The organism is Corynebacterium sp. HMSC06G04 (assembly GCF_001807365.1).
GTDB lineage: Bacteria > Actinomycetota > Actinomycetes > Mycobacteriales > Mycobacteriaceae > Corynebacterium > Corynebacterium simulans.
Genome location: NZ_KV788599.1, coordinates 114,785 through 137,968 on the forward strand (window position 1 = coordinate 114,785; position 23,184 = coordinate 137,968).

Below are 23,184 nucleotides of genomic sequence, written 5' to 3' on the forward strand. Positions count from 1 at the left end.
GGTACAGACAAGTCTGCCATTGGGAATTGGCCTTGATTCTACTGCTTTTTTCAGGCCGGTTACCCCCGCCGCCACGCCTTTTGGATAGACAGCTTGGTTCATTTTGGGCGATTTTTATTCGCGCTAATAAACGTTAACCCCGCAGGCAGAACCGTTTTAAAGATAGTATCTAAAATTTAGCCCTCCTTTCTTAATAGACCGCTTGGTACATTTCATCTCAACGAAATCGAAGTGACCAGCGAAGGAGGTGGGCATGACGCCGCGACTCTCGGCCTCTGCGCCTTTAGACCAAATCAATGAATGGACGGCTCGGGTGCGTCAGCGCACCGCGCTTTCCTTCGAAGTGATTCCGCCGCGCAACGACGCCGATGCGAGCAAGATATCTGAACTGCTTGCAGTGTTGCAGAGCTATCACCCTGATTACATCGCCGTAACCAGCTCGCAGCGCTCCGGATGGTTGCGTGGCACGGCCGCGTTCATTGAGCAGATTTCGCGCACTACCTCGATGCGTCCCTTGGTGCATCTTGCTTGCACCGCCGGTAACCCGGGGGAACTTCGCGAGTGGGTCGACGTACTCGTCGATTCTGGCGTCCGCGGATTCCTCGCACTGCGCGGGGATCTTCCGAAAGGCGGCATGCCCGTGGGCTACCTGCAGCATGCTGATGAGCTAATCCGGCTCATTCGGCGTCGGGAAGCAGCGCAAGCGGCACGTTTCGCCGCAGGCAACCTGGCCGTCGGCGTGGCGTGCTATCCCAATGGTCATGCGGAATCAGCCAATGCTGATGAAGACATCGATGTCCTGCTGACCAAACAGCGCCTGGGCGCGAACTTCGCCATAACTCAGCTCTTCTTCGACCCGGAAGACTATGCGCGCTTTTATCAACGCGCTCGGCTCGCCGGCGTGCGCATTCCGCTTATCCCCGGAATCATGCCGATGACCAGCGTGGCCCGCCTTGAGCGAATGGCGGGGCTGTCCGGGCTCGACGTCCCGCCAAAAGTGCGGGCAGCGCTCGCGGCAGCGAAAACCCCAGAAGAAGAACAAGAAATCGGTATGGAGCTCACGGCTGAACTCGCGCGCGGCGTTCTGCGCGCGGGCGCGGAGGGCCTCCATATATATACGCATAACAACCCAGCCATCACCCAAGACCTACTGAGCAGAATCGGAGTAAATCGATGAACGCACCATTTCCTCACACAACCATCGAAGGCTATCCGCGCGTCGGCGCGAACCGCGAGCTAAAGCGCGCACTCGAGGCCTTCTGGGCCGACAAGATCGATGAGGAGACCTTCGAATCGGCCACGCACTCGCTGCGCCTTGATACCTATGCCCGCCTGCATGACCTTGGACTGAGCGAGGATTATGCCATCCCGGCGGACGTGGCCTATTACGATCACGTCCTTGAAACCGCGCTGACGGTGGGCGCAGTCGAGGGCGAAACCCTTGCCGATGAGTTCCGTCTAGCGCGCGGAAATGCACAGGCAGCACCACTGGAGATGACCAAGTGGTTCGACACCAACTATCACTACATCGTCCCAGAAATTGCTGACGAGCAGGAGTTTCAGGCGCGTCCGCAGCGCGTGCTGAAGCTGGTAGAGGAAGCCCGGCAAGCAGGCCACAAGGTGCGCCCAGTGCTGGTGGGTCCTGTGACGCTGCTTGCACTGTCCAAGCCGGCGGAAGGTTCCCACACCCAGCCTCTCGAGCATCTGGGCAAGCTGGTGGATTCCTATATCGAGGTGCTTGGGTACCTGCATGCGGCGGGCGTGGAGTGGATTCAGCTCAACGAGCCTGCGCTGGTGGCTGATCTGCAGGCAGCAGATGACGCTACGCTTGCCGACGCCCTTATTCAGGCCTACGAACGCATCCTCGGCACTGCGAAGCGCCCACAGATCTACCTGACCACGCCTTATGGCGCAGCTCGCAGGGGATTGGACGCGATTGCGAAGCTACGCCCGGAAGCAGTCCAGGTGGACTTGAGCGTGGGAACCCTGGCGCTGGAACTGGATTATTTGGAGCGCGTAGCGCAGTTGCCGGTGCACGTGAGCGCGGGCCTTGTTGATGGCCGCAATGTGTGGGCGGCGAACCTGCGCGATCTGCGTGCCAAGCTGGAGCAGCTTCCGGGCGCCTCGGTTACTACCTCGGTATCTTTGCAGCACGTTCCGCATACCGTCGTTGCCGAAACCACATTGCCAGTTGACGTCGCGACGTGGTTCTCCTTCGCTGATGAAAAGGTACGCGAGGTCGTGGCCCTTTTCGCCGGCCCGCTTGATGCCCCAGAGGCTTATGCCCAGGCCGATCGCGCGGTGCGTACCCGGGCGGAATCGGCGCGCACGCATAACCGGGACGTCGCCAAGCGCACGGCAGGGCTGCCGGAAGGGCAGGTCCAGCGTCAGCCGCTGTTTGCCGAGCGCATCGAGGAGCAGAAGTCCCTGGGCCTGCCGCAGCTTCCGACCACCACGATCGGTTCCTTCCCACAGACCCAGGAGATTCGTGCCGCGCGCGCCGCGCACCGCAAGGGCGAGCTTTCCGACGCCGATTATGAAAAGGCGTTGCGCAAGGAGGTCGCGCAGGTCATCGACCTGCAAGAACGTCTAGGGCTGGACGTACTCGTGCACGGCGAGCCGGAGCGCAATGACATGGTGCAGTACTTCGCGGAGCTGCTCGATGGCTTCGTGGTCACTGAAAATGGCTGGGTGCAGTCTTATGGCTCGCGCTGTACTCGTCCGCCAATCGTTGTCGGTGACATCTCCCGCCCGCAGCCGATGACGGTGGAGTGGGCCAAGTACGCGCAGTCGCTATCTGCAAAGCACGTCAAGGGAATGCTCACCGGTCCAGTAACCATCCTCGCGTGGTCCTTTACCCGCGATGACGTGCATCAATCAGTCTCCGCGGATCAGCTGGGTGTGGCGCTGGCTGACGAGGTGCATGACCTCGAAGACGCCGGCATCAGCATCATCCAGATCGACGAGCCCGCACTGCGGGAGCTGCTGCCGCTGCGTCAAGAAGAACGCCAGGCTTACCTTGATTGGGCAGTGCGTGCTTTCCGTTTGGTTGCCCTCGAGGCGCAACCGACCACTCAGATTCATACGCACCTGTGCTACTCCGAGTTCGGGCAGATTATCGATGCGGTGGCAGGCCTCGATGCCGATGTCACCTCCATCGAGGCGGCGCGCTCACGCATGGAGCTGCTGCAAGACATCGATGAGAAGTTCCACTCGGAGATTGGCCCAGGCATCTATGACATCCACTCGCCGCGCATCCCATCCGTGGCGGAGATGGCCGAGCTCATCCGTGCAGCATTACGCCATGTGCCGGCTGAGCGGCTGTGGATTAACCCAGACTGTGGTCTTAAGACCCGCGGCTACGCCGAGACGGAAGCGGCTTTGCGCAATCTCGTCTTGGCACGCGAGGAAGTGCTGGCCTCCGCGCTAGAACCCCAATTGGTCTAGGCCAGAAATATCGCCCGAGCCGTCGCGACGCAGGTGCACCGCTTGCAGCCCGGCGGCGCGGGCGCCCTCGACGTCGTTAGCCAGCGAGTCACCCACCATCAGCGTTTCTGCGGGAGTAGAACCCACCACCTGGCAGCCAGCCAGGTAGGCGGTGGCCTGCGGTTTAGGGATTCCCAGATCCACCGTGGCGATGAGACGCACCTCTGGCAGATCTAACTTGCCGGTCCGCAGCTTTGCCTCCTGCATCTCGCGGGCGCCGTTGGTGAGGACGCCAACGCGAAGACCTGCTTGCAGGGCTCGCTGCAGGGCGGGCAGGGCGTCGGCAAAAGCGCGCCAATTGCGCTGGTAGGCGGCAAGATAACCCGAATAGGCCTGCAATGCGTCGTGCTCCGAAAGGTCTTTTTCTAGAAACTCGCGGCAGCGGGCGATGCGCTGGCCATGATGGGTGACCTCGCCGCGCTCATAGGCGGCGAACCACTTGCGCTCGATGGCGGCAAAGCGTTCATGTTGGCCAGTGGGAAGCCCTAGCTCGCGGCACCATTCGTCGAGACCTTCGCGCATAGCGGAGGTATGGTCCATCAAAGTGTCATCGAGGTCGAAGAGCACGGCGCGAATCATGGACTTAAGCATAGTGATCGCTTAGGGCGTTATGTCATTTGCGGCGCGCGAGCCAGAAATTCCATACAATGGTCGGCATGACTCAGAAGACCGCAACTGCAACGATGCACACCAATCACGGTGATATCGTTATCGACCTGTTCGGTAACCATGCACCGGTAACCGTGGAGAACTTCATCGGCCTGGCAAAGGGCGAGAAGGACTACTCCACCCAGAACGCAAAGGGCGAGCAGTCCGGACCGTTCTACGATGGCGCAATTTTCCACCGCATCATTGATAACTTCATGATCCAGGGTGGCGATCCAACCGGCACCGGCCGTGGCGGCCCTGGCTACCAGTTCCAGGATGAGTTCCACCCAGAGCTGCAGTTCGACCGTCCATTCCTGCTGGCTATGGCAAATGCTGGCCCAGGCACCAACGGCTCCCAGTTCTTCATCACCGTGGCTGCGACCCCGCACCTGAACAACCACCACACCATCTTTGGTGAGGTCACCGACCCGGCATCCCAGGAAGTCGTGTCCAAGATCGCCAAGGTTGATACGGACCGCATGGACCGCCCACGTGAGGACGTCATCATCGAGTCCATCGAGATCGCCTAAGAGCTCTTAACAACTGAGCCCACCACCACTTATTAAAAGTGGCGGTGGGCTCATTGAAGTTTTTGGGAAAATATGGAAAAGACATTGCGCAACTACCCAAAACCAGCGCCGGTCACCGCCGGGGTCATCGCCCTGTGCACGCTGGTTTGGACAGTTACCGCCATCCAGTCGCATTCGCTTACTGCGTCCTACTACGGCTCTTCGCTGGCCTATGACTGGACGCTGTGGGGCCCGGACTTTGAGGCTGCGCCGTTGACGGCGCTAAGTGCCGGGTTTATGCATATCGATCTCGGACACCTAGCGGTGAACATGTTTCTGCTTTTGCTCGTAGGCCGCGAAATCGAACAGGCCTTAGGCGGAGTGTTGTATGCCTGTGTATATCTGCTCTCTTTGCTGGGCGCCTCAGCGGCCGTGCTGGGGATGGATTATCAAACACCGACGGTGGGGGCCTCGGGAGCTATATATGCACTGCTGGCTTTGCTGGTAGGGCTCTACAACTCTCGCGGTATGGATCTGCGGGCACCCATTGTTCTTGTAGCGGCCAACGTGGCTTACACGTTTTTGATGCCCGGCGTATCCCTATGGGGTCATTTGGGCGGTTTGTTCACAGGCGTGATTCTCGCATTTTTTGTTTTTAACAGCCGTCGGGGAGTGCGATGGACGGGAATTTTCACGGTTTTCTTGGCTTTAAGTTTCTTTTTAGGCCTTCAAGCAGGGTTTTGGGGATAACTCCGGCGAGTTATTCACCAAAACGCTTGTGCGAAAGAATTCCACAGTAGTTATCCACAATGTGGATAACTACATTTTTGTAATTTCTCGAACGCATGGCCGGAGTTTTGCCTGATCACGCAGGCAAGAAGACTTACATCCTTGTAATTTAGCCCTTGTGGAAGTGGGTGAAAACAGTTATCCACAGGCTGTGGAAGAAAGCTGGGGAATTTGATTTTCACAGAGTTATCCCCAGCCTGTGGATAACTTTCCTCCCATCTTGTTGGCAACTCGGGAAGGGGGCAGAAGCGGGTGTGTACGAAAGGACAATTTTGGCTGCGCGCGGAGTCAAAAATAGCTGGGAAAATTCTGGAAAATGCAAGCTCAAGTGGCAATTATCCGAAAGTATCTGAGGTATTGAAGGATGCGATGGTGGCCGATTAGCGTCATGTGAGTAGTTCACAGCGCGTGGAGGGAGAGACCGCGCCGCTGTGAACCTCAAACTTCAAAAAATAGTGAATAAAAGGAAACGTAGCGATGCGCATTCCCCGCCTCCATCTCAGCTACTACGTAGCAGCCGCCGCACTGTCTGCGGCAAGCCTCGTTGCCCCTGCTGCGGCACACGCAGAGATCCCCGCCATGCCACAGGGCTATCCGATTGAGAATCTCTACAAGGAGTGCAGCCCAGCAGAAGCTACTGCAGCGGGTTATCCGGATTGGCACTTTGGTGAAACTGGCCGCCGTTACCTTTCGGATGGCACCATCCAGTTCACCAACACCACCAAGCAGACGGTTCCGTACACCGCCACCGTCGAATCCGGTACTAATCACGAGATCGAAGCAAACTCTGCCGCCAAGTGGCCTTCCAACTGGAACACCACCGCAAAGGCAGACATCGGTCTGACTCTGTCCAACGGCTGGATAGAGGGGGAAACCATCGGGCCGATCAAGCTTGCGCCTGGCGATTCCTTCCGCGTGGAATACGGCACCGTGGAAAAAGACTTCATTTCCATGTTTGTGGACTGCAAGGATGGCATCTATACCAATATCCAGGGTGCAAATGTCATCCGTGGTACCGCACCGGCCGAGCGTTATGCCTGGGCAACCGTAATCCACGCCGACGGTACCGTTGATGACCAAGCGCTTGAGATTCCTTCCCGCGCGCCGGGTGCGAACAGCAAGGTTGTTGACGGTGGCTACAATGCCGTCTCCGGCCCAAGCCTGGAGAAGATTGCCGATGAAAAGCAGGACTATGTGGTCAACCCTACGACCGACCTGCAGCGCGAGAATTGGCCGAGCGAAGGCGAAGAGTGCACCGCTGGCGATATGCAGTGGTACCCGAACACCATTGAGGGCGTAGCTCCTACTTTCCGAAAGCCGGGCTTTTCCCAGGACTTCATGAACTGGACTGAGGCTGATTACACCTATCGTGGCATCACCGACCACCTGGTGGGCGCGCAGTACAACGGCCAGATGAACTGGCTGGGCAATAAAGGCCGCCTGCCGGAGGGCTGGCTCGGCTCCATCGGTGCCGCACAGCGTGCCTACATGCCGGTGGGTACCGCGCTGGCGCCGCTCGACCTTAAGCCAGGTGAGCGCGCGCGCATCGAATACGGCACCACCATGATGCGCGTGAACTACAGCGAGCTGCACTGTGGCCGCGATGGTAAATACAGCCTCGTTCACGACTTCAAGCAGGCCTCCGCGCCGGCCGGATTCTGGGCGGAGGCCACCGTCACTGGCAAGGATGGCTCGACCCGCAAGGTTGACGTCACCCCAGATGAGTGGCGTGACCTACCAGTTGCGACCCAGACCGCTTATTAACACCACGACACCGCCTACCAACCCCACTTTCTTTCTCACTAAATAGGAGTACATCATGCGCTTTAACCGCACTCTCGCCCTGGCAGCATCCGCAATTGCTGCAACTTCCATCGCCGCTGCACCAGCAATGGCACTGCCTGCCGTTAACCACGGCGCTGCTAACCCGACCACCATCGGTGAAAAGTGCGTCAACCCGGGCGATACCGGCCAGACCGTTGAGATTGTCCGCACCTACTTTGATGGTTCCGCAGGCACCTGGACTGTCTCCAACTACAATGCTGAGCCGCTGCCATTGACCCGCGCCATCAAGGAGACCAAGACCAAGACCTGGAACGTTTCCGTAGGCGTTGACTTCGACATCCTGAAGCTGGTCAACATCAAGTTTAACGCTGGCTACACCGATTCCCAGACCTACGAAGTAGGCGAGACCGTCGGTCCGTACAACGTTGCACCTGGCAAGACCGCCGTCATGCGCGCGGGCTGGGTTGTCTCCGACTTTGAAGGCGAGAAGACCGTGTGCGGCCAAGACGGAACCTGGCAGGGCACCGGCGAGACCTTCACCGCGTCTCTGCCAGCAGAGCGCCACGTTGAGGTTTCTACTCGCGACAACATGAAGTTCAACTAGGGGAGGCAACTGTGCGCAAGTTTGCACGCATCGCCGCAGCATTGCTGGTGGCAGTAAGTGCGGCCACTCCGGCTGCGCAGGCTGTCGACGGCGCGGCTTCCTACCGCCTGCCGCAGCGCTGGAACGATGACTACAAGCCGGGCACGCACTGTGCAACACCGGGCGCACAGGGCACCTATGTCACGGCGGAGCGCATGTGGTTTAAGCAGACTGACGCTGCCAGCGTGGCTAATCGCAACGACTACACTGTTCCAGTTAGCCACACCGTGACTGATAAGCGTACGCAGACCACTGAGGTCAGCGTTTCGGTGAAGCCAATCGGCGACATTGAAAAGTACATGTCGAACGCATTTGGCTTTAACTTCGTCCACCAGATCCATTGGAGCCTCGGGCAAAAGATTGGCCCCTACGATTTGGAAGCTAATCAGCAAGGCAAGCTCGTGTGGGGCTTTATGATGCTCGACGCGGATTCGCAGGATGTGCGTTGTTCCGAGGATCAGCAGTGGGTAGAAAAGGGCGCGCCGTACTTTGTCAGCGCACCGTACTCACGCTATTCGGAGCTACGCATTGACGACGCCCCGGTGTATTAAGACGTGTTCTAGCCTCAGTGCCTAGCTACCTGCCCCGCCTAAAATCTTGGTTACAAGATTTAGGCGGGTGCTTGCGTTAAAGGTGACGATGAGGCTGGAGACGTGCTTTTTCACCGAAGATTCTGAGATTTCCAGCGCTGCTGCGATCTCGGAATTCGAATTGCCCTGTAGCAGCAGTTTGAGCACATTGATCTCGTTAGTGCTGAGGTGATGCGTCTCGATGGCGGTGGCGACCGGATCCTTGCGGGGTGCATCCCCGATGTATCCCACCAGGCGGTGCATCGCTACTGGCGCTACAACGGTGCCACCGTGGATTGCCTCCCGGACAGCATCGATGATGGATTGCGGCCTTTGGTTTTTCAGAATGTAGCCAGCCCCGCCCTCTTGCAGAATCTTGAGCATGGTGTCATCCGAATCAAAGGATGTCACCGCCAAGAAAACTGGCGGGTAGGGCCTTTCCTTGATTTTGCGCAGCAAAGTGATGCCGTCCATCGTGGGCATATGAATATCTGCCAAGACGATGTCGGCATCAACGTTGTCCAGCATCGAGAGGCATTCTGCGCCATTAGCTGCCTCAGCTACCACCTCGATGTCATCGGTGGTTTCGAAATAAAGTCGTAGCGATGAGCGGACCAGCGGGTCATCATCAACGAGAAAGACTCTTATGGACATCGAGGCTTAGTGGCGGTATTTTGCGCACCACCAGCGCTGCGGGCTGGTGGAGCAACGCAAAGCGTTTGCAAAGTCTTCCGCCTGAGAGGTGTAGTAGGTAAATCCGCCGGTGTAGGCGGTCTCAGTCTGAGTAGCAGACTCAGCGGCACTGGAAGAACCGAAGGAAGAAGCAGCGCTAGCAAATGGGGTGCTGGTAAGGCACAGTACGGCGCCGGCAGCGGCTGCAGCAGAACGAAAACGCATGTGGATACTCCTATTGGGGAGAGAAATAAAGACGATAGGCCTTAGCCTACTACAAGGTAAGTTTATCTGCGCACCATGTTGGAAATTGGGATATAAAGCGCACTTACCCACTTACCATTGTGGGGGCCGCTGCTGAAAGTGCCGTTTGCTGCAGCAACTCTTTTTTCGATTTCTGAAAGACCCAGTCTAGTCGTCATATGTTGATCTGCCTGGGCTTCAGCGATGAGTGAATGGACTTCTATATCGAGACCGCGGTAATTGCGTCGTAGTCGGATGGTGATTTCGGAACCTGCTTCGGCATATTTGATCAAGTTGGCGCTAAGTTCTGAAAAGACCAAATGCAGATCGTTGGGCAAAGCCATGGAACGCGCCAATTTCCCGAGCTTTCCTTTCACAGTGCATTCGAAACCATGGCTTCTCAGGAAGCTCTGCATCTCTTCCAGTTCTTCTGCGATGGTCGAGCGTGCTTTCTTTAACGTTGGAAGGTCCTCGTTTTTCATAAGGCGCAGCAGATCGCGGACCTCACCCATTGCCTTGCGTGCGTCATCCGCGATGGCTGTGGAGTTCTCAGCCACCTTCGGGTTGGTTTCTAGAAGGCCGAGTGTTTCTGAGCGCATGACCACCGAGGTTAACGTCGTTGCCACGGAATCATGCAGCGTGGTCATCAGCGCGTGTCGGTATTCCTGGTTCCTCTGCTCAGCGGCGAGCCTGCGTTGGCGCGCCTTTTTTAGCCAAACGCCGAAAATGATACCCAGCAAATTGATCGCGGACACCAGAACAAAGCTAAAGAGGTCGAGCGAGGTGCAGATGCCCTGTGCAGGATCGATAATGGAAAGAAGTACCAGCACCAGTCCTGGGATAACGGCGTGAGTCCATGGACGTCGGTAGGAAATTAGCCCAACGATGACTGCGCTCCATGCGACCAATAAGAACGAGCGCCATTCAGTATGCCATGTGCAAATACCAAAAAGCGCGCTATAAGCCGCAGCCGCCCACAGCGGGTGGTTCATACCGAGCGGGGTAAGTGCCACACCAAGGACGGCGAGCAACAGCGCACCGGGGGAGAGGAATAGTGGATCGATGGCCACGGTCAGCATCACGGCGATGATGAAGCCGACGCCGGCGAAGCTATAGAACCTCGTAGAGCTCATGGCAGGGTGATGAAGTTTAGCGCCAGCCCATCGTCATGAGCAGGCCGATGATGGCTAGGCCGAAACCGATGCCGTAATTCAATGGGCCCAGTTCCTGCATGAATGGGATGGACTCGCCGGCCAAGTAGTTGACCACGAGCCACAGCAGGCCGATGATCATCAGGCCCAGCATGATGGCGATGTACCACTTTGGCGTGCCCTCGGAATTGATCTTGACCGGAGTGCGGTTGGCCGCAGAGCTAGAGGACTGCGGAACGCCCGAGCTCTGGGTGATCTTTGACTTTGGCATTGCTAAACCTTCAACTTTTCTTTAGGCATTCTTTTTAACGGTTACTTTAGCAGGCGAAATTCGCCTGCTACTAGCGCGGGAGCAGCTCTGTGGCGGTGAACTCCCAGACGCGGAGCTCCACGGTTGCGTTCTTGCGAATGGCATCGCCCGCATTCACAGAAGCCCAGCCCACGCGGCCGTTATCCACCAGCGCACCGGTAGGAACAACGGGGCCGGTGCGCACGCTACCCTGCCAGCCGGCAGAGCGCAGCGCGGATTCAGCCTCAGAAGGCGTCTTGTGCAACAGGTTCGGTGCCGTGATGAGCATGCCATTGGAGACCTCAATCGTGACGGTCTCACCCTTGGCCAGCTTGCCGCCCTGGCTGCTGACGGATAGAACGCGGTCTGCCGGTTCCTGGGAGTCCACGACGTTGACGTTGACCTCAAAGCCCACCGACTCCAGCATGCTGACAGCGCGGTCTTGTGGCATACCGGTTACGTCAGGGACCTTCGCCTCCTCCTTGCCCTTGGACACGGTGACCTTGACCTTTGAGCCCTTAGACAGCTGCGAGCCGCCGGCGGGATTCTGAGAAATGATCTGGCCGGCAGGAGCATCGTCGTTTTTCTCTTCGACCTGCTCGTTGAGGGAAAGCCCGGCGTCGCTAAGCGCCTTGCCCGCCTCTTCCAAGGTCATACCGGAGAGATCCGGCACATCGGTGATCTCGTCACCGGAGGAAACAGTCAACGTAATCGAGGAACCCTTCTGCAGCTCCGAACCCGGCGCAGGGTTCACGCGGATTGCCTGGCCACGCTTAATATCCGGGTTAGCTTCTTCGTTGACGGTAACCAGCAGGCCCATCTTCTCGAGTTCGGCGACGACCTCGTTGCGTGGGCGCTTTTCTACCTCGGGAACAATGACCATGTTGGCGCGGGCGGTCGCCTCCTCTTGCTGCTGCTGAGCAGCACGGTCTTCTTCGCGCGAGGCATTCCAGAAGTCCCATGCAAAGTAGCCCATGATGGCAACCAACAGGCCCGCCAAGAAAAGCGCGAGCCACTTCAGGCCATTGCCGCCCTCCTCGTCCTCGTCAGGACGAGTGGATTGCACAGGAGCGCGATGTGCACCGGCCACTGGCGCCACCATCGAAGTCGCTTGCTCTTCCTCGTTGACGTGGCCGCGCGCAGCTTCAGTGAGCTGGCCATTGGCCATGCGCTGCAGGTCTTCGCTCATCTCCCAGGCGGATTGATAGCGGTCAGCTGGATGCTTGGCCATAGCGGTGAGGATGACCGCGTCGATGTTGAGGCGCTGGGTATTAGTCAGGTGCGTCGTATCGATGTACTGCGAAGGCGGAACCGGCTCTTCTTGAACATGCTGGTACGCCACCGCGAACGGGGTCTCGCCCTCGAAAGGGGTGCGGCCGGTGACGGCCTCGTACATCACGCAGCCCAATGCGTAGACATCGGAGCGTGCATCCGCTGGGTTTCCACGGGCCTGCTCAGGAGACAGGTACTGAGCGGTGCCGATGACCGCAGAGGTCTGTGTCATGGCGGAGGTTGAATCATCGAGCGCACGCGCGATGCCGAAGTCCATCACCTTCACCTGGCCGGTGTTGGTGAGCATGATGTTGGCGGGCTTGATGTCGCGGTGGATGATGCCGGCCTCGTGGGAAGCCTGCAGTGCATTTGCCACGGGTGCCAGTAGCTGCGCTGCCTCCTGAGCTGGAAGTGGGCCGTCTTCACGAACAATATCGCGCAGGGTACGGCCGTTGACCAGCTCCATCACGATGTAGGGGATCGTAATGCCATCGACGGTCTTTTCACCGGTATCGAAAACAGAGACGATGTTGGGATGGTTCAGTTTGCCGGAGTTTTGAGCCTCGCGGCGGAAGCGCTCGCGGAAATTAATGTCACGCGCCATTTCGGGGCGCAGCATCTTGACAGCAACCGCGCGCCCCAGAACCGTGTCTTCGGCGTCATAAACCTCAGACATGCCGCCGGATCCGATGACCTGGCGAAGGTGGTAGCGGTCATTGACCATGTTCTAGGCACCATCCTGGGGTAGTAGATTTTCTAGGGGGTTATCAGGCTGCGAGTCTACTGCGGTTGGAGACGTTGGTGTTTCATTGACTTCGGTCTCCTGCTGGACAGTAGTAGGGATTTCCTGCTGCGTGGGGGTATGAACCGGCCGGGTCGGGGTGTTTTTCTCCTGCGTAGGTGTCTCCTCCTCAACCGAGTGCGTGGTGGTGACAGTGACCTGCTCAGGGGTATCTTCCGTGGTTTCTTCGGGGGTAACGACCTCGGTTGTTACGGGATCGCGGTACTCCGTAACCACGATGGATTCCGGCGGAGTGGTGGGCTCCGTAGACTCGCCTGCGCCTTTGAAGAAGTTTGCCGCGAAGAATCCCAATGCCGCCAAGGCGGCCAATGCGGCAGCAATAAGAAGGCCTATACCAAATCCAGAGCTCTTCTTTTTCTCCTTTGGCACGGGGTGTGGGGTGTCCTTGACTGGTGCGCGCTCCGGGGTGGCGGTCTTGGGGTTGGCCACGTTGGCGAGCATCTCCGTGGACGCGGAAGGGGAAGGCTCGGCCGCCATTGGTGCCAATGCCCCCGACTTAGGCTGTGGCGGGCGCTGGCCGTTGCGCACTGCGGCGACGGCGTTGGTGAACTCGTTGCCGTCCGCAAAACGGGTGGTGGGATCCTTGCGCAGAGAAATCCCGATGAGCTCACGAGCAGGGGCGCTAATCGACGTCGAGAGTGGCTCCGGCGCCTGGCTGATGTGCGCGAGCGCGACGGACACCGAGGAATCGCCGCTAAACGGGCGCTTGCCGGCGAGCATTTCGTAGCCTACGACGCCCAAGGAGTAGACATCGGAAGCCGGCGTGACATCGAGACCTTGTGCCTGCTCTGGGGAGACATACTGCGCAGTGCCGACCACCATGCCGGTGCGCGTGAGTGGCACCGCAGCTGCCGCCTTGGCGATGCCAAAGTCGGTGATCTTGACCTGCCCGTTCTGGGTGATCATGAGGTTGCCAGGCTTGATGTCGCGATGCACCAAACCCATGCGGTGGATCACGGCAAGGCCATGCGCTGCCTGCTCCATGACATCGAGCGCCAGGGTCTCCGGCAGGGCGCCCTCGCGGGCTAGAAGATCAGCGAGCGACTCGCCGCGGACGTACTCGAGCGCCATGAAGCAGAAGGTACGGCCGTTGTCCTCGAGCTCGCGGTAGTCATAGGTGGCCACCACGTTTTCAGAGGTAATCGACTCTGCCGACTGAGCCTCGTTGCGGAAACGGCTGAGGAACTCGGTGTTATCAGAAAACTCAGGGCGCAGTACCTTGATTGCTACCTCGCGGTCACCGTGGACGTCGTCAGCCAGCCACACCGTGGACATGCCGCCGTGGCCGATGATCCACTGCAGCTGGTAATCATCACCGATGAGGGCTTGGAGATGCTCTTTATTATCTGAGTTGCTCACTTTTACTGTCCTCCATATGCGCGCAGGATGGCGCGTCCGATAGGGGCAGAAACCTGGCCGCCGGTGGCAGACTCGCCGAGATTGCCACCGTCTTTGACTACGACGGCGACGGCAATGTCTCGGTCCGGATCGAACGCGACGTACCACACGTGCGGGGCAAGGCCATCGCCGTGCTCTGCGGTGCCGGTCTTGGAAGCAAAGGAGTTGCCATCGTAGCCGAAGGTCGAGTGCTCCGAGCCGTACATCAATTCCTTGATCGTGTTCGCAACATCCTCCGTTACCGCTTGCTCGGCTTGGCGAGGTTTGGTCGCGCGGATCTCATTCATCTGCGCATCAGTGATGCGGTTGATGAGGTAGGGCTCCATGCGCTTGCCCTTGTTGGCAACGGTGCCAGCCATAATGGCCGCCTGCAGTGCAGACATGGTCACGTCTCGCTGACCAATCGCGGACTGGGCAACCTGCGCGCCGTCGGCAAGCTCGCCCAAATTGCCGGCAGCACTGTTAACTCCGAGATCATATTTTTCGCCCACGCCGAAAGCCTCCGCGTACTTGCGCAGCTCATCAGCGCCGATGGACTCGGACATCTCCACGAACGCGGTGTTGCAGGAAAGGGCGAAGGCAGTCTGCAAGGTAACGGACTGGGAGCCGCCGCACATCTGGTTGCCGTAGTTAGTCAGCTCCGTCACGGAGTCCGGCAGCACGATGGAATTAGCACCCGTCAGCGAGGAGTCGGGGTTGAAACCATTGTTGAGGCCGGCGGCCGTGGTGATGATCTTGAAGATGGAACCAGGAGGCAGGGTTTCCTGCGTGGCGTGGTTGAGCAGCGGGGTGCCCTTCTGCTCTTGCAGCGCGCTCCAGGTTTCGTCGGCGTTTTCACCGAGGAGATCATTGGTGTTGTAGCTCGGCGAGGAAGCCATGGCCAGGATCTTGCCAGAGGAAGGCTGGATGGCCACCGCCGCGCCGTTGTAACCCGGGCCAACCAGCTGATCATAGGCGGCCTGCTGCAGCGCAGGATCGATGGTGACCTCGACGTTGGCACCTACCTTTTCCTTGCCGGAAATGGTGTCAAGCCAGTTCTGGGTGAGGAGGGAATCGTCGGTGCCGTTGAGGATCTCATTCTGGGAAGCCTCCAACTGGGAAGCACCGAACTGGGTGGAAAGGTAGCCGGTGATGTTGGAAAAGGCCGGCGAGTCGGTGGGGTAGGAACGCGAGTACTTGCCCTCGGAATCCTCGGTGGACTTAGCCAGCACCGTATCGCCGGCGAAGATCTGGCCACGCGGGGTGGTCTGCATGGCGTAGAAACCGCGCATGTTCTTCGGGTTATGTGCGTACTTGTCCTCTGAAAATGCCTGCACCACGGTGAGGTTTACGAGCAACACTGCGGTCAAGAGGATGGCAAAGAGAGAGACGAGGCGGATCGACTTATTCATCGGGTTGCCTCCTGTACGGCGGGGAACATGGAAGTATCGGTAGGCGCATTGCTGCTGGTCTCACGCGCTGGGCGACGAGCCGCGTTAGAGATGCGCAGCAGGATTGCCAGAAGCATGTAGTTAGCCATCAGCGAGGAACCGCCAGCCGACATAAATGGGGTGGTCAGGCCGGTCATCGGCAGCATGGCGGAAATACCGCCAGTGACCACGAAGACCTGGACTGCCAGGGTCAGCGACAAACCGGATGCAACCAGCTTGCCGTAGGAATCACGGGACTTCAGCGCGGTATTGAAACCGCGAGAAGCCAGCATGCCAAACATGACCAGCACGGCGGCTAGGCCAATGAGGCCGAACTCCTCACCGATGCCGGCGAGGATGAAGTCGGAGTGCGCCACTGGGACGATCTCTGGGTGGCCTTGGCCCAAGCCGGTTCCGGAGATGCCGCCGGAGGACATGCCGAACAGTGCCTGGGAAAGCTGGTAACCGCCGTTGTCGTAGTTGCCCAGCGGGTCCAGGAAGTTGGAAAAGCGCGTTTGAATCTTCGAAGAGATCTGGTAGATGCCAAAACCACCAACGCCTACCAAGAGCAGGCCAATGAGCAGCCAGCTGACACGGCCAGTTGCCATAAACAGCATGCCGAGGACGGTGCTGAACAGCAGCAGCGCCGGGCCGAAGTCATTGGAGATGCCCATGATCACGATGGCGATTCCCCAAATCACCAGAATCGGCGCGAGGTCACGCAGACGCGGCAGGGAAAGGCCCAAGAAGCGGTAACCGGCAACGGTGAACAGTGAGCGCTTTTGGGTAAGCAACATGGCGAAGAACAAGATGAGCATGATCTTCGAGAACTCGCCAGGCTGGATAGAAAATGGACCCAGCCACAGCCAAATACGCGCCTCGACTCCCGGCGGCTGCGGCCACACCAGCGGCAGCGCCAGCAGGATGAGGCCGGCTGCGCCCAGGATGTAGGAGTAGCGGGTAAGGGAGCGGTGATCCCGCAATACAACCAGCACCAGCACGAAGAGGATAAGGCCGACGATCGTCCACATCACTTGCCGCCGCGCCAGGACACCATCATTGACGAGGTCGAGGCGCGCCAGCATGACCAGGCCGGTGCCGTTGAGCAGAGACACAATCGGCAGCATGAGCTGATCCGAATGCGGTGCCAAAAAGCACAGCACCAGGTGGGCGACGGTGAAGACGCCGATGAATCCACCGATGAGGTAGAGGACGTCCATGGTCAAGATGTTGCCCTGGGAAAGTTCCAGGCTGACGGTGGTGATGGCAAAGACCACGGCCGCCAGAATCAGCAGCCCGAGCTCAGTGCCGCGGGAAAAGATCTTCTTCACTTAGCTCACCTCCCGGCACGTGATTCCTGGTTTAGCGGTTTTCTTCTCTAGCTTCTCGTCCGTCTTCTTGCTCGGCGTGCTGATGCACGGCTTGAGTGCCTTGGAGGACAGGCTCGAAAGCTGGGTTTGTACCTCGGCATAGGAACCCGAAGGCAGGTTATCTACGGCCGCGCGCTCGGAATCTGGCAGGTCAGTGACCTTGAACGGGGCGAAATCCCCCTCACACGGAGTGGATCCGAGACGCAGCGTGTTTGCTTTATCGACGCACGCATTTTGGTATTTGTGGTGCAAAGAACGCCCAAAGACTGAGAAATCTACGCCTTGCTCGATGCTGAGTGCCCCTTCTTCGTCGGTGGCGACGTAGAAGTTGTTAGAAATCTCGTTCTTGGTCCAGAATCCGCCGCCGATGACGAGCGCGAGCACCACTACGAGGGCGCCGATTACCTTCCAACCAACTTTCTTCTTTGGACTGTGAGGTTCCTCGGTGTCGTCTTCCTCTTCTTGGGGCGCAGGCGACGCCTCCCGTGGCCTTGTTAGCGCAGCCGCGCGGCTGGCGGAGGAATCCGGGTGTGTCGGCTCAGGTACGACGCCTGCGATGGCGCCGACCTTGACCGGCGAGCTATCGCCTTTGCCCTCGACTACCTCGGCCAAGACGATGGTGACGTTGTCTGGGCCGCCGGAACGCAGGGCGAGATCGCGGAGGGTAACCGCGGCGTCGTCAAGCGTGCCTTGCGAAAGTGCCAGTTCGATGGTGGCTGCCGTAACCGGATCCGAAAGACCATCGGAGCACAGCAGCAGGCGGTCTCCGACCTTGGCATCCAACATAAACAAGGTGGGATCCACCGGGCGGCCGGTATAGGCCTTAAGAATCAGCGACTTCTGCGGATGGGAGGAAACGTCCTCGGGGTCGAGGCGACCCTCATCCACCAGAGACTGCACATACGTGTCATCGCGCGTTACCTGGGTCAGCTTGCCGTTGCGCAGGCGATAGCCGCGGGAGTCACCTACGTGGCATACGCCGAACTCGGTGCCGTTGAACATCATCGCGGTAAGCGTGGTGCCCATGCCCTCGGTCTCTGGATGCTGCTCGACGTGTGCGGAAATGGACGCGTTTGCATCTTCTGCCGCGGCGCCCAGCAGCGCGAGCATGTCATTGTCTTCGGGGTCTTGGTCGAGGTGCTCCAAGTGCTCAACCATGAGCTGGGAGGCCACCTCGCCGGCGGCGTGGCCGCCCATTCCGTCTGCCAATAACAAAAGATGGGGACCAGCGTGGGCGCTGTCCTCGTTGTTTTGGCGTACTAGACCGCGATCTGTGATCGCGGTGAATTTAAGGCTTAAAGTCATGCCATCAACCTCACGGTCGTGCGGCCAAGTTTGATGTCGGTGCCAACGCCAACTCGCTCCGGCTGATCGATGCGAACGCCACCCACGAAGGTGCCGTTGCGGGATTCCAGGTCTTCCACAAACCACTCGCTGCCGCGGCGGAACAGGCGCGCGTGATGACCGGAAGAAAAGTCATCGCCGGTGACAAAGTCACAGTCCTGCGCACGGCCCATGGTGCACTCTTCGAGCGTGCCGAGCTGCATGTGGGAGCCACGCAGGGGCCCGTCCACGATGTTGATCTGCTTGGGCGTTTCGCGACGCCGCGGAGTGGCCTTCGCCTGCGCCGAAGGCTGGTAGACGCCGGCAGCCTTATTGGCGTCCCGGCGCATTGCGTTCAAGGCCACCAAGATGAAAAGCCACAACAGCGCCAGAAGGCCGATGCGAAGAGCTAGCAAAACGACTGAATCCATGGTGACCTCCTTACTTTCTCGGCGGGGTTTAGTAGTTGTGGTTGTTCTCGGTGCCGGTGATGCGGACCTCGATGTGGGAATGTCCCATGGTGATGACGTCTCCGTCGGCCAGCAGCCAGTTTTCAATTGGCGTCTCGTTGACAGTGGTGCCGTTGGTGGACTGCAAATCTACCAAGACGGCATCCTGTCCGTTCCACGTAATCTCCGCGTGCTGGCGGGAAACGCCAGTGTCGGGCAGGCGAAGGTCAGCGTCGTTGCTGCGACCGATGATGTTGGAACCTTCCCGCACGTGGTACACGCGGGAGGAACCATCCTGCAGCATCAAGTTCACTGCGGGGCCCTGCGAGTGTGGCTGCTCTGGATTTTGATCCGGTGCCATAAAGGTGGTGGTTGCTGCCTCGTCTGCATTAAACGGGTTACTCATGTGGTCCTCCTGACCATCGTCTTCGTGGAAGATTGCGTCGAATCCGGTTTCCTCGGCGGGTTCGTGATCAATAAACGAAGACACTCGAAGCTGTCCTGTACGCAATCCTGATTCCTCCGCGATGCGTACGATGACCGGGCCGGCGAATGACCAGCCGTGGTTTCTAACAAAGCGGGTGAGTTGGTCGGCGAAATCTGCGGGCAGATCTGGGTCACGGGAGAGGTTTTCCAAGTCCTTGGAAGATACGCCTACTGTCATGACGTTGGGGCTGTAGAGGTTCTCGTCATCACCGCGTGCGAGATTGTCCTGCGCCTCCTGCTTGAGGAGCTCTTCAATCTCCGCGGGAACGACCTTGCCTCCGAAGACAAAGGCCATGCCATTGTCCAAGCCTCGTTGCATGGCGGAATCCAGCTTCGCGAGCTTTTCAAAAATTGCCACGTGCTGTCCTCCTTTTCTATGACAGGCTAATTATAGGGTGCCTACCCCTTCTAAACGTAGCCGCGCCGCCTAAAGTTCCGATGCTTTTAAGGGGCTTTTCCCCAGAAAACTTCGTGTTTGCCTGCGGATTTGTAGATTCTTAGCTACTGCGTGCTAATGTTAATTGGTCGCCAAGACATTTAGGTACCCAGCCCGGGTGGCGGAATTGGCAGACGCGCTGGCTTCAGGTGCCAGTGTCCTTATAGGACGTGCGGGTTCAAGTCCCGCCCCGGGCACGCTGAGCAGTTGTACAAACTGTGACACCGGAGGTAACAAACTCGAAAGGGTTCGTGACCTTCGGTTTCTTTCTTTTTCTGAACTTTAGTGGTCGAGGATTGTAAGCGTGGGGATTTACATCCTAGCTCCCGCTCTCGCCTTTCGAGTTTTTATTTCGATGGTGCCAACAGAGGGTTAGGGGTCAAAAGGGTCTGTCCCTCAACCCTCAACAGAGTATTTTCCTACTAAACTCGGTTCTTTTAACCCTTAACCCAAGTAGCATGTTTGAACACATTGTGTATGGGTTGACGAAAGCACAGGTGAAGTGGCTATAAATAGAAAAGACGAAGCCTCCGAATTTTCGTATGAAGAATTGGCGCGATGGGCTGAATCAGAAGAGTTCTTTGACGCACTGAAGGCTTCCTCCAAGTTAACGAAATCGAACGAGACTGCGCTGCGCAAAGCACAAGATATACTCCGTAAGCAGCGTGGAGAATTGCGGTGAGAGTCCCTAGGTGCGGTGGTGACCTCCCAGGAACTCTTTTTCTAGTGGGGCAATAGCTCTTGGATTAGTGGTGAGTGTCTAGTGGCTTTAGCTGAGAACCGGAGGCCGCTAGCGGCACGCGGCTCATTTTCTTTGTGCTGAGAAGGGGCGGCTTCTTTGCCCTGTGGCTTTCACCATATGGGCTTAAACTCTGCCAGCGTGTTCTAACAGGTAGGTAGCATCTTGTGTTGTGAGTCCCCCTTCTCTAAGGAAGCCATAGAAAATGAAATTTACTTTTGAGGTCCCTGAACCGTTGCAGCGGTCTGTACCTGTTTCATACTATGAAAATCTTCTGTCTGATTACCGATACCTGGATATTTCTTATCTCGGGATAGGCAGCACGGGCCAAATTTTTGGCAAATGTGAGATCGGGGGAATCGACTACGACATTAAGGGCTTTGAAAACGACGGATTGATTACCTCAATAAAAATCTTAAACGCGCGGGAGACAGATAGCTTCCTTGATATCCCACTGTCATTGTCGAGTCGAAAGTTTGTAAAAGCCCTAAAAGATGTGGGGATTGAATTTGAACACGACCGTGACGGCATAACCATTCCGCACGACAATGGGACAATTGCTTTGTCATACCAATTCGGCAAAGTTGTGGCTATTTACTGGGGGTAGCTAGTCAATTTCAATCACGCGAATGCGCCGTGTGAATTGGCGATAGCCTGACCGAAGGCCTTGACGTACTAAACAACCGACGAAGAAGAAAGCGTATCGAGACAATGAATCTTGAACGTACCTGTCCCTTGCCCGTAAAACCCGGTATGACGGTGAACCAAGCCACTAAAGCATGCTACGACTCTGAGCTGACTGCCGATACGTATGAGGAACAGTTTGAAGGCTGGGTCGATATCGAAACACTAGAGCCTGGTGATCCTGGCCGCAAGATTGTGTGCTGTGTGGAGGACGGTAAGTGCGTCACCGTTGAAATGAAGTACATGGAGGTGCCAATCACGGATACTTTCTATGGTGTTGACCTTAATCGTCGCCCCGCTGAGACCGCGCAGGAGAGCACTGAACGAGTCGCAAAAGAGCTACAACGCCAAGGAATCCGCACCGAGATAAATGATTTCCTCATCTTATTGCCTGACCAATTAGTCGCACTCGAAGTCGACGAAGGCGTTGCGTGGTTTGATCCTGAATATTGGAGTCTTGAGGACTTTCTTGAAACGTCGTTCCTTGCCTAGTGAAAAGTAATCCTTAGGTGTTAGCGAACGAAGCGGCAGCGGCATACTTTAACGGCAAGTAGTTAGAACGCACACCAACTTTGATGACGGTTCCAGTTTCCCGCTTTGTACTGCGGTATATGGCTAAGGTCGTTGTGCTCGTAATGCGGGCAAGGATCTGAACCTTGTTAGGTAGCCCATACCATCCAGCCCAGGTCAAGAGGAAATAAAAGCTACTACGAACAGTTTAGACGCGATTCTGACTACTTTTCTGACTCAGAAACGCGGTAAAAGGCACTAAAGACAACAAGCCGTGGACGACCCGATCTTAGTATTGTCCACGAGGATGGTGTGTCAATTAAAATTGAGTTCGACCGGCCACCTGCGTCTAGGGCGCCGCACCATGCACAGCAGCAGTTGGATACGAATCCGGATGCGGTTTTTAGGCTGCTTACACTAGACAAGCTTGATGAGTCCTCTGAACTTTGGAAAGTCATCAAAGCTAATCGAGACGGAGTAGACAACTATGTCGCTTCGCTCAGGGAAGGGATTTAAAGATGAGTGTGTACCTGCGGCGAGATATTGATTATCTGTTAGCCCCGTATTCTTATGATCAGTTATTTTTGAAGCTGCCTTTTGATTATGCGGTTGAGGCTGCCGCACGGTCACGTGTTTTCCACACGCCTTTAGAAACAGCTAATAGTTACTGGTCGCAGCAGTATGTGGACATTGATACTACCGTCGATGATCTTCCTCATGCGCTGCGTCTTGGGGTGCACGATCCGCAGTTTCCTCGTCGTTGGGCAGCAGTTTTGGAAACCACGAATCCTGATTGGGTGTGGTTTATCTGCGATGACTCGAGCAACAATTACGATTTTTTCGCAACCGTTAGGTATAATGGTTCTATTCCTTTTGTTCCCGGTATGACACAGCTACGTATCGTGGATGAGCCAGATGAACGCAAAATCGTCAAAGGGTGGAATTACCGCTCAGGCAGCAAGTCCCTCATCATCGGCACCTACGATATGGATGCCGCTATCGGCAAACGCGCCCCTGCCGCTGAAATCCGAGGATACGACACTTTTATTGTAGGTATTGGGGAAGGAGAAACCCGGTTCCAGGCTTTTACCGACTGGCCTGACGGCGAAGACTTCGCCTTTCCCGGACTGGAAAGACTCAAAACCAAAAAGGGTCCACTACGCAAGCGGTTTACTACCGATGATCTCTTCGAGTGTGCACAGCTTTTTGGGCTCGATCCCTTCAACAGACAGTTCCTCACCGGGCGTGCAACACTTATCAATAGTGGATACCCTTTGCCTAAAAAGTACGGGCCATGCGCTTTATTTGAACGTCGTGAACACACCTGGGTCCGCGAACACGAAGGGAACTAAAGACAATGACGAAGTATTTCTACACCCATTCCATAGCACCGGTATCCCATGCTGTGGCGCTTCTTCGGTTTCCACTATCTACCGTGGTTGAAGAATTTCAGCAGTGGGCATCAGGAATAGAAAGTCGGTATACAAAGTGCCGTTTCGGCGTAGTTGGTAGGGGCAATCCG

Annotated in this window: 22 protein-coding genes and 1 tRNA gene; 11 read left to right on the top strand and 12 right to left on the bottom strand. The window is 57.2% G+C overall.

Annotated elements, in window-relative coordinates; all coding sequences use genetic code 11:
* The first annotated feature begins 253 nt into the window (after window positions 1–253).
* Together HMPREF3158_RS03605 and metE are read left to right on the top strand one after the other, a co-directional pair.
* Entirely contained in the window at window positions 254–1,177 is a 924-nt protein-coding gene (locus HMPREF3158_RS03605) for a methylenetetrahydrofolate reductase (RefSeq protein WP_061925582.1), read from the top strand.
* Window positions 1,174–3,447 (top strand): 5-methyltetrahydropteroyltriglutamate--homocysteine S-methyltransferase, encoded by a 2,274-nt coding sequence (metE, locus tag HMPREF3158_RS03610; RefSeq protein ID WP_061925585.1) that lies wholly within the window; start codon window positions 1,174–1,176, stop codon window positions 3,445–3,447. Before HMPREF3158_RS03605 ends, metE begins: the two co-directional genes overlap by 4 nt.
* On the opposite strand, the gene HMPREF3158_RS03615 is transcribed toward metE, so the two are convergent.
* Window positions 3,427–4,065 (bottom strand): HAD family hydrolase, encoded by a 639-nt coding sequence (locus tag HMPREF3158_RS03615; RefSeq protein ID WP_070497365.1) that lies wholly within the window; start codon window positions 4,063–4,065, stop codon window positions 3,427–3,429. The genes metE and HMPREF3158_RS03615 overlap by 21 nt on opposite strands.
* Window positions 4,066–4,133: 68 nt before the next feature.
* Here HMPREF3158_RS03615 and HMPREF3158_RS03620 point away from each other — a divergent pair, with 68 nt between their 5' ends.
* The 5 genes from HMPREF3158_RS03620 to HMPREF3158_RS03640 all read left to right on the top strand — a co-directional run bounded on the left by HMPREF3158_RS03620 (window position 4,134) and on the right by HMPREF3158_RS03640 (window position 8,411).
* Window positions 4,134–4,664, top strand: a complete 531-nt coding sequence (locus HMPREF3158_RS03620; protein ID WP_082787645.1) for a peptidylprolyl isomerase — start codon at window positions 4,134–4,136, stop codon at window positions 4,662–4,664.
* 72 nt (window positions 4,665–4,736) lie between these two features.
* Complete coding sequence (locus tag HMPREF3158_RS03625; RefSeq protein ID WP_210386623.1) at window positions 4,737–5,393, top strand: rhomboid family intramembrane serine protease; 657 nt, start codon at window positions 4,737–4,739, stop codon at window positions 5,391–5,393.
* A 516-nt stretch (window positions 5,394–5,909) separates the two neighbouring features.
* A complete protein-coding gene (locus HMPREF3158_RS03630) occupies window positions 5,910–7,196 on the top strand; it encodes a hypothetical protein (protein ID WP_070497344.1) in 1,287 nt (428 codons plus the stop codon).
* Between the two features lie 55 nt (window positions 7,197–7,251).
* Window positions 7,252–7,821, top strand: a complete 570-nt coding sequence (locus HMPREF3158_RS03635) for a hypothetical protein (protein WP_062036461.1) — start codon at window positions 7,252–7,254, stop codon at window positions 7,819–7,821.
* An 11-nt stretch (window positions 7,822–7,832) separates the two neighbouring features.
* On the top strand, window positions 7,833–8,411 hold the full coding sequence (locus HMPREF3158_RS03640; protein ID WP_046646009.1) for a hypothetical protein: 579 nt from the start codon (window positions 7,833–7,835) through the stop codon (window positions 8,409–8,411).
* A 21-nt stretch (window positions 8,412–8,432) separates the two neighbouring features.
* On the opposite strand, the gene HMPREF3158_RS03645 is transcribed toward HMPREF3158_RS03640, so the two are convergent.
* From HMPREF3158_RS03645 to HMPREF3158_RS03695, 11 genes are all read right to left on the bottom strand, one after another.
* Complete coding sequence (locus tag HMPREF3158_RS03645) at window positions 8,433–9,083, bottom strand: response regulator (RefSeq protein ID WP_070497346.1); 651 nt, start codon at window positions 9,081–9,083, stop codon at window positions 8,433–8,435.
* A gap of 6 nt (window positions 9,084–9,089) precedes the next feature.
* Window positions 9,090–9,326 (bottom strand): hypothetical protein, encoded by a 237-nt coding sequence (locus HMPREF3158_RS03650; protein ID WP_061925602.1) that lies wholly within the window; start codon window positions 9,324–9,326, stop codon window positions 9,090–9,092.
* A gap of 62 nt (window positions 9,327–9,388) precedes the next feature.
* On the bottom strand, window positions 9,389–10,477 hold the full coding sequence (locus HMPREF3158_RS03655) for a sensor histidine kinase (RefSeq protein WP_061925605.1): 1,089 nt from the start codon (window positions 10,475–10,477) through the stop codon (window positions 9,389–9,391).
* Between the two features lie 16 nt (window positions 10,478–10,493).
* Window positions 10,494–10,766 carry a cell division protein CrgA gene (crgA, locus tag HMPREF3158_RS03660; protein WP_070497348.1) on the bottom strand — a complete coding sequence of 91 codons (273 nt, stop codon included), beginning with the start codon at window positions 10,764–10,766 and terminating at the stop codon, window positions 10,494–10,496.
* A gap of 70 nt (window positions 10,767–10,836) precedes the next feature.
* Window positions 10,837–12,780 (bottom strand): Stk1 family PASTA domain-containing Ser/Thr kinase, encoded by a 1,944-nt coding sequence (pknB, locus tag HMPREF3158_RS03665; RefSeq protein ID WP_070497349.1) that lies wholly within the window; start codon window positions 12,778–12,780, stop codon window positions 10,837–10,839.
* 3 nt (window positions 12,781–12,783) lie between these two features.
* Window positions 12,784–14,217, bottom strand: coding sequence for a serine/threonine-protein kinase (locus tag HMPREF3158_RS03670; RefSeq protein WP_070497351.1), 1,434 nt, complete (start codon window positions 14,215–14,217; stop codon window positions 12,784–12,786).
* Window positions 14,218–14,219: 2 nt separating this feature from the next.
* A complete protein-coding gene (locus HMPREF3158_RS03675; RefSeq protein WP_070497353.1) occupies window positions 14,220–15,647 on the bottom strand; it encodes a penicillin-binding transpeptidase domain-containing protein in 1,428 nt (475 codons plus the stop codon).
* On the bottom strand, window positions 15,644–16,996 hold the full coding sequence (locus HMPREF3158_RS03680) for an FtsW/RodA/SpoVE family cell cycle protein (RefSeq protein ID WP_062036445.1): 1,353 nt from the start codon (window positions 16,994–16,996) through the stop codon (window positions 15,644–15,646). Before HMPREF3158_RS03680 ends, HMPREF3158_RS03675 begins: the two co-directional genes overlap by 4 nt.
* Window positions 16,997–18,340: a PP2C family protein-serine/threonine phosphatase gene (locus HMPREF3158_RS03685; RefSeq protein WP_062036443.1), complete on the bottom strand. Its 1,344-nt coding sequence runs from the start codon at window positions 18,338–18,340 to the stop codon at window positions 16,997–16,999.
* Window positions 18,337–18,789, bottom strand: coding sequence for an FHA domain-containing protein FhaB/FipA (locus HMPREF3158_RS03690; RefSeq protein WP_061925626.1), 453 nt, complete (start codon window positions 18,787–18,789; stop codon window positions 18,337–18,339). The genes HMPREF3158_RS03685 and HMPREF3158_RS03690 overlap by 4 nt, the downstream gene beginning before the upstream one ends.
* A gap of 28 nt (window positions 18,790–18,817) precedes the next feature.
* Entirely contained in the window at window positions 18,818–19,651 is an 834-nt protein-coding gene (locus tag HMPREF3158_RS03695; protein ID WP_062036439.1) for a DUF3662 and FHA domain-containing protein, read from the bottom strand.
* Window positions 19,652–19,841: 190 nt separating this feature from the next.
* Between HMPREF3158_RS03695 and HMPREF3158_RS03700 the strand changes: the two genes are divergently transcribed.
* From HMPREF3158_RS03700 to HMPREF3158_RS03720, 4 genes are all read left to right on the top strand, one after another.
* Window positions 19,842–19,926: transfer RNA gene (locus tag HMPREF3158_RS03700), tRNA-Leu, on the top strand.
* A gap of 747 nt (window positions 19,927–20,673) precedes the next feature.
* Window positions 20,674–21,075, top strand: a complete 402-nt coding sequence (locus HMPREF3158_RS03705; RefSeq protein WP_062036413.1) for a hypothetical protein — start codon at window positions 20,674–20,676, stop codon at window positions 21,073–21,075.
* Between the two features lie 104 nt (window positions 21,076–21,179).
* Window positions 21,180–21,644, top strand: a complete 465-nt coding sequence (locus tag HMPREF3158_RS03710) for a hypothetical protein (protein ID WP_062036411.1) — start codon at window positions 21,180–21,182, stop codon at window positions 21,642–21,644.
* Window positions 21,645–22,180: 536 nt separating this feature from the next.
* Window positions 22,181–23,014 carry a hypothetical protein gene (locus HMPREF3158_RS03720; protein WP_062036407.1) on the top strand — a complete coding sequence of 278 codons (834 nt, stop codon included), beginning with the start codon at window positions 22,181–22,183 and terminating at the stop codon, window positions 23,012–23,014.
* Window positions 23,015–23,184 lie beyond the last annotated feature (170 nt).

Bases quoted from the DNA above. Each gene is read 5' to 3' on its own strand.
- crgA (WP_070497348.1), bottom strand. From the start codon at position 10,766: ATGCCAAAGTCAAAGATCACCCAGAGCTCGGGCGTTCCGCAGTCCTCT.
- HMPREF3158_RS03705 (WP_062036413.1), top strand. From the start codon at position 20,674: ATGAAATTTACTTTTGAGGTCCCTGAACCGTTGCAGCGGTCTGTACCT.
- pknB (WP_070497349.1), bottom strand. From the start codon at position 12,780: ATGGTCAATGACCGCTACCACCTTCGCCAGGTCATCGGATCCGGCGGC.
- HMPREF3158_RS03720 (WP_062036407.1), top strand. From the start codon at position 22,181: ATGAGTGTGTACCTGCGGCGAGATATTGATTATCTGTTAGCCCCGTAT.
- HMPREF3158_RS03655 (WP_061925605.1), bottom strand. From the start codon at position 10,477: ATGAGCTCTACGAGGTTCTATAGCTTCGCCGGCGTCGGCTTCATCATC.
- HMPREF3158_RS03645 (WP_070497346.1), bottom strand. From the start codon at position 9,083: ATGTCCATAAGAGTCTTTCTCGTTGATGATGACCCGCTGGTCCGCTCA.
- HMPREF3158_RS03615 (WP_070497365.1), bottom strand. From the start codon at position 4,065: ATGATTCGCGCCGTGCTCTTCGACCTCGATGACACTTTGATGGACCAT.
- HMPREF3158_RS03605 (WP_061925582.1), top strand. From the start codon at position 254: ATGACGCCGCGACTCTCGGCCTCTGCGCCTTTAGACCAAATCAATGAA.
- HMPREF3158_RS03685 (WP_062036443.1), bottom strand. From the start codon at position 18,340: ATGACTTTAAGCCTTAAATTCACCGCGATCACAGATCGCGGTCTAGTA.
- HMPREF3158_RS03675 (WP_070497353.1), bottom strand. From the start codon at position 15,647: ATGAATAAGTCGATCCGCCTCGTCTCTCTCTTTGCCATCCTCTTGACC.
- metE (WP_061925585.1), top strand. From the start codon at position 1,174: ATGAACGCACCATTTCCTCACACAACCATCGAAGGCTATCCGCGCGTC.
- HMPREF3158_RS03630 (WP_070497344.1), top strand. From the start codon at position 5,910: ATGCGCATTCCCCGCCTCCATCTCAGCTACTACGTAGCAGCCGCCGCA.
- HMPREF3158_RS03690 (WP_061925626.1), bottom strand. From the start codon at position 18,789: ATGGATTCAGTCGTTTTGCTAGCTCTTCGCATCGGCCTTCTGGCGCTG.
- HMPREF3158_RS03620 (WP_082787645.1), top strand. From the start codon at position 4,134: ATGGTCGGCATGACTCAGAAGACCGCAACTGCAACGATGCACACCAAT.
- HMPREF3158_RS03635 (WP_062036461.1), top strand. From the start codon at position 7,252: ATGCGCTTTAACCGCACTCTCGCCCTGGCAGCATCCGCAATTGCTGCA.
- HMPREF3158_RS03625 (WP_210386623.1), top strand. From the start codon at position 4,737: ATGGAAAAGACATTGCGCAACTACCCAAAACCAGCGCCGGTCACCGCC.
- HMPREF3158_RS03710 (WP_062036411.1), top strand. From the start codon at position 21,180: ATGAATCTTGAACGTACCTGTCCCTTGCCCGTAAAACCCGGTATGACG.
- HMPREF3158_RS03650 (WP_061925602.1), bottom strand. From the start codon at position 9,326: ATGCGTTTTCGTTCTGCTGCAGCCGCTGCCGGCGCCGTACTGTGCCTT.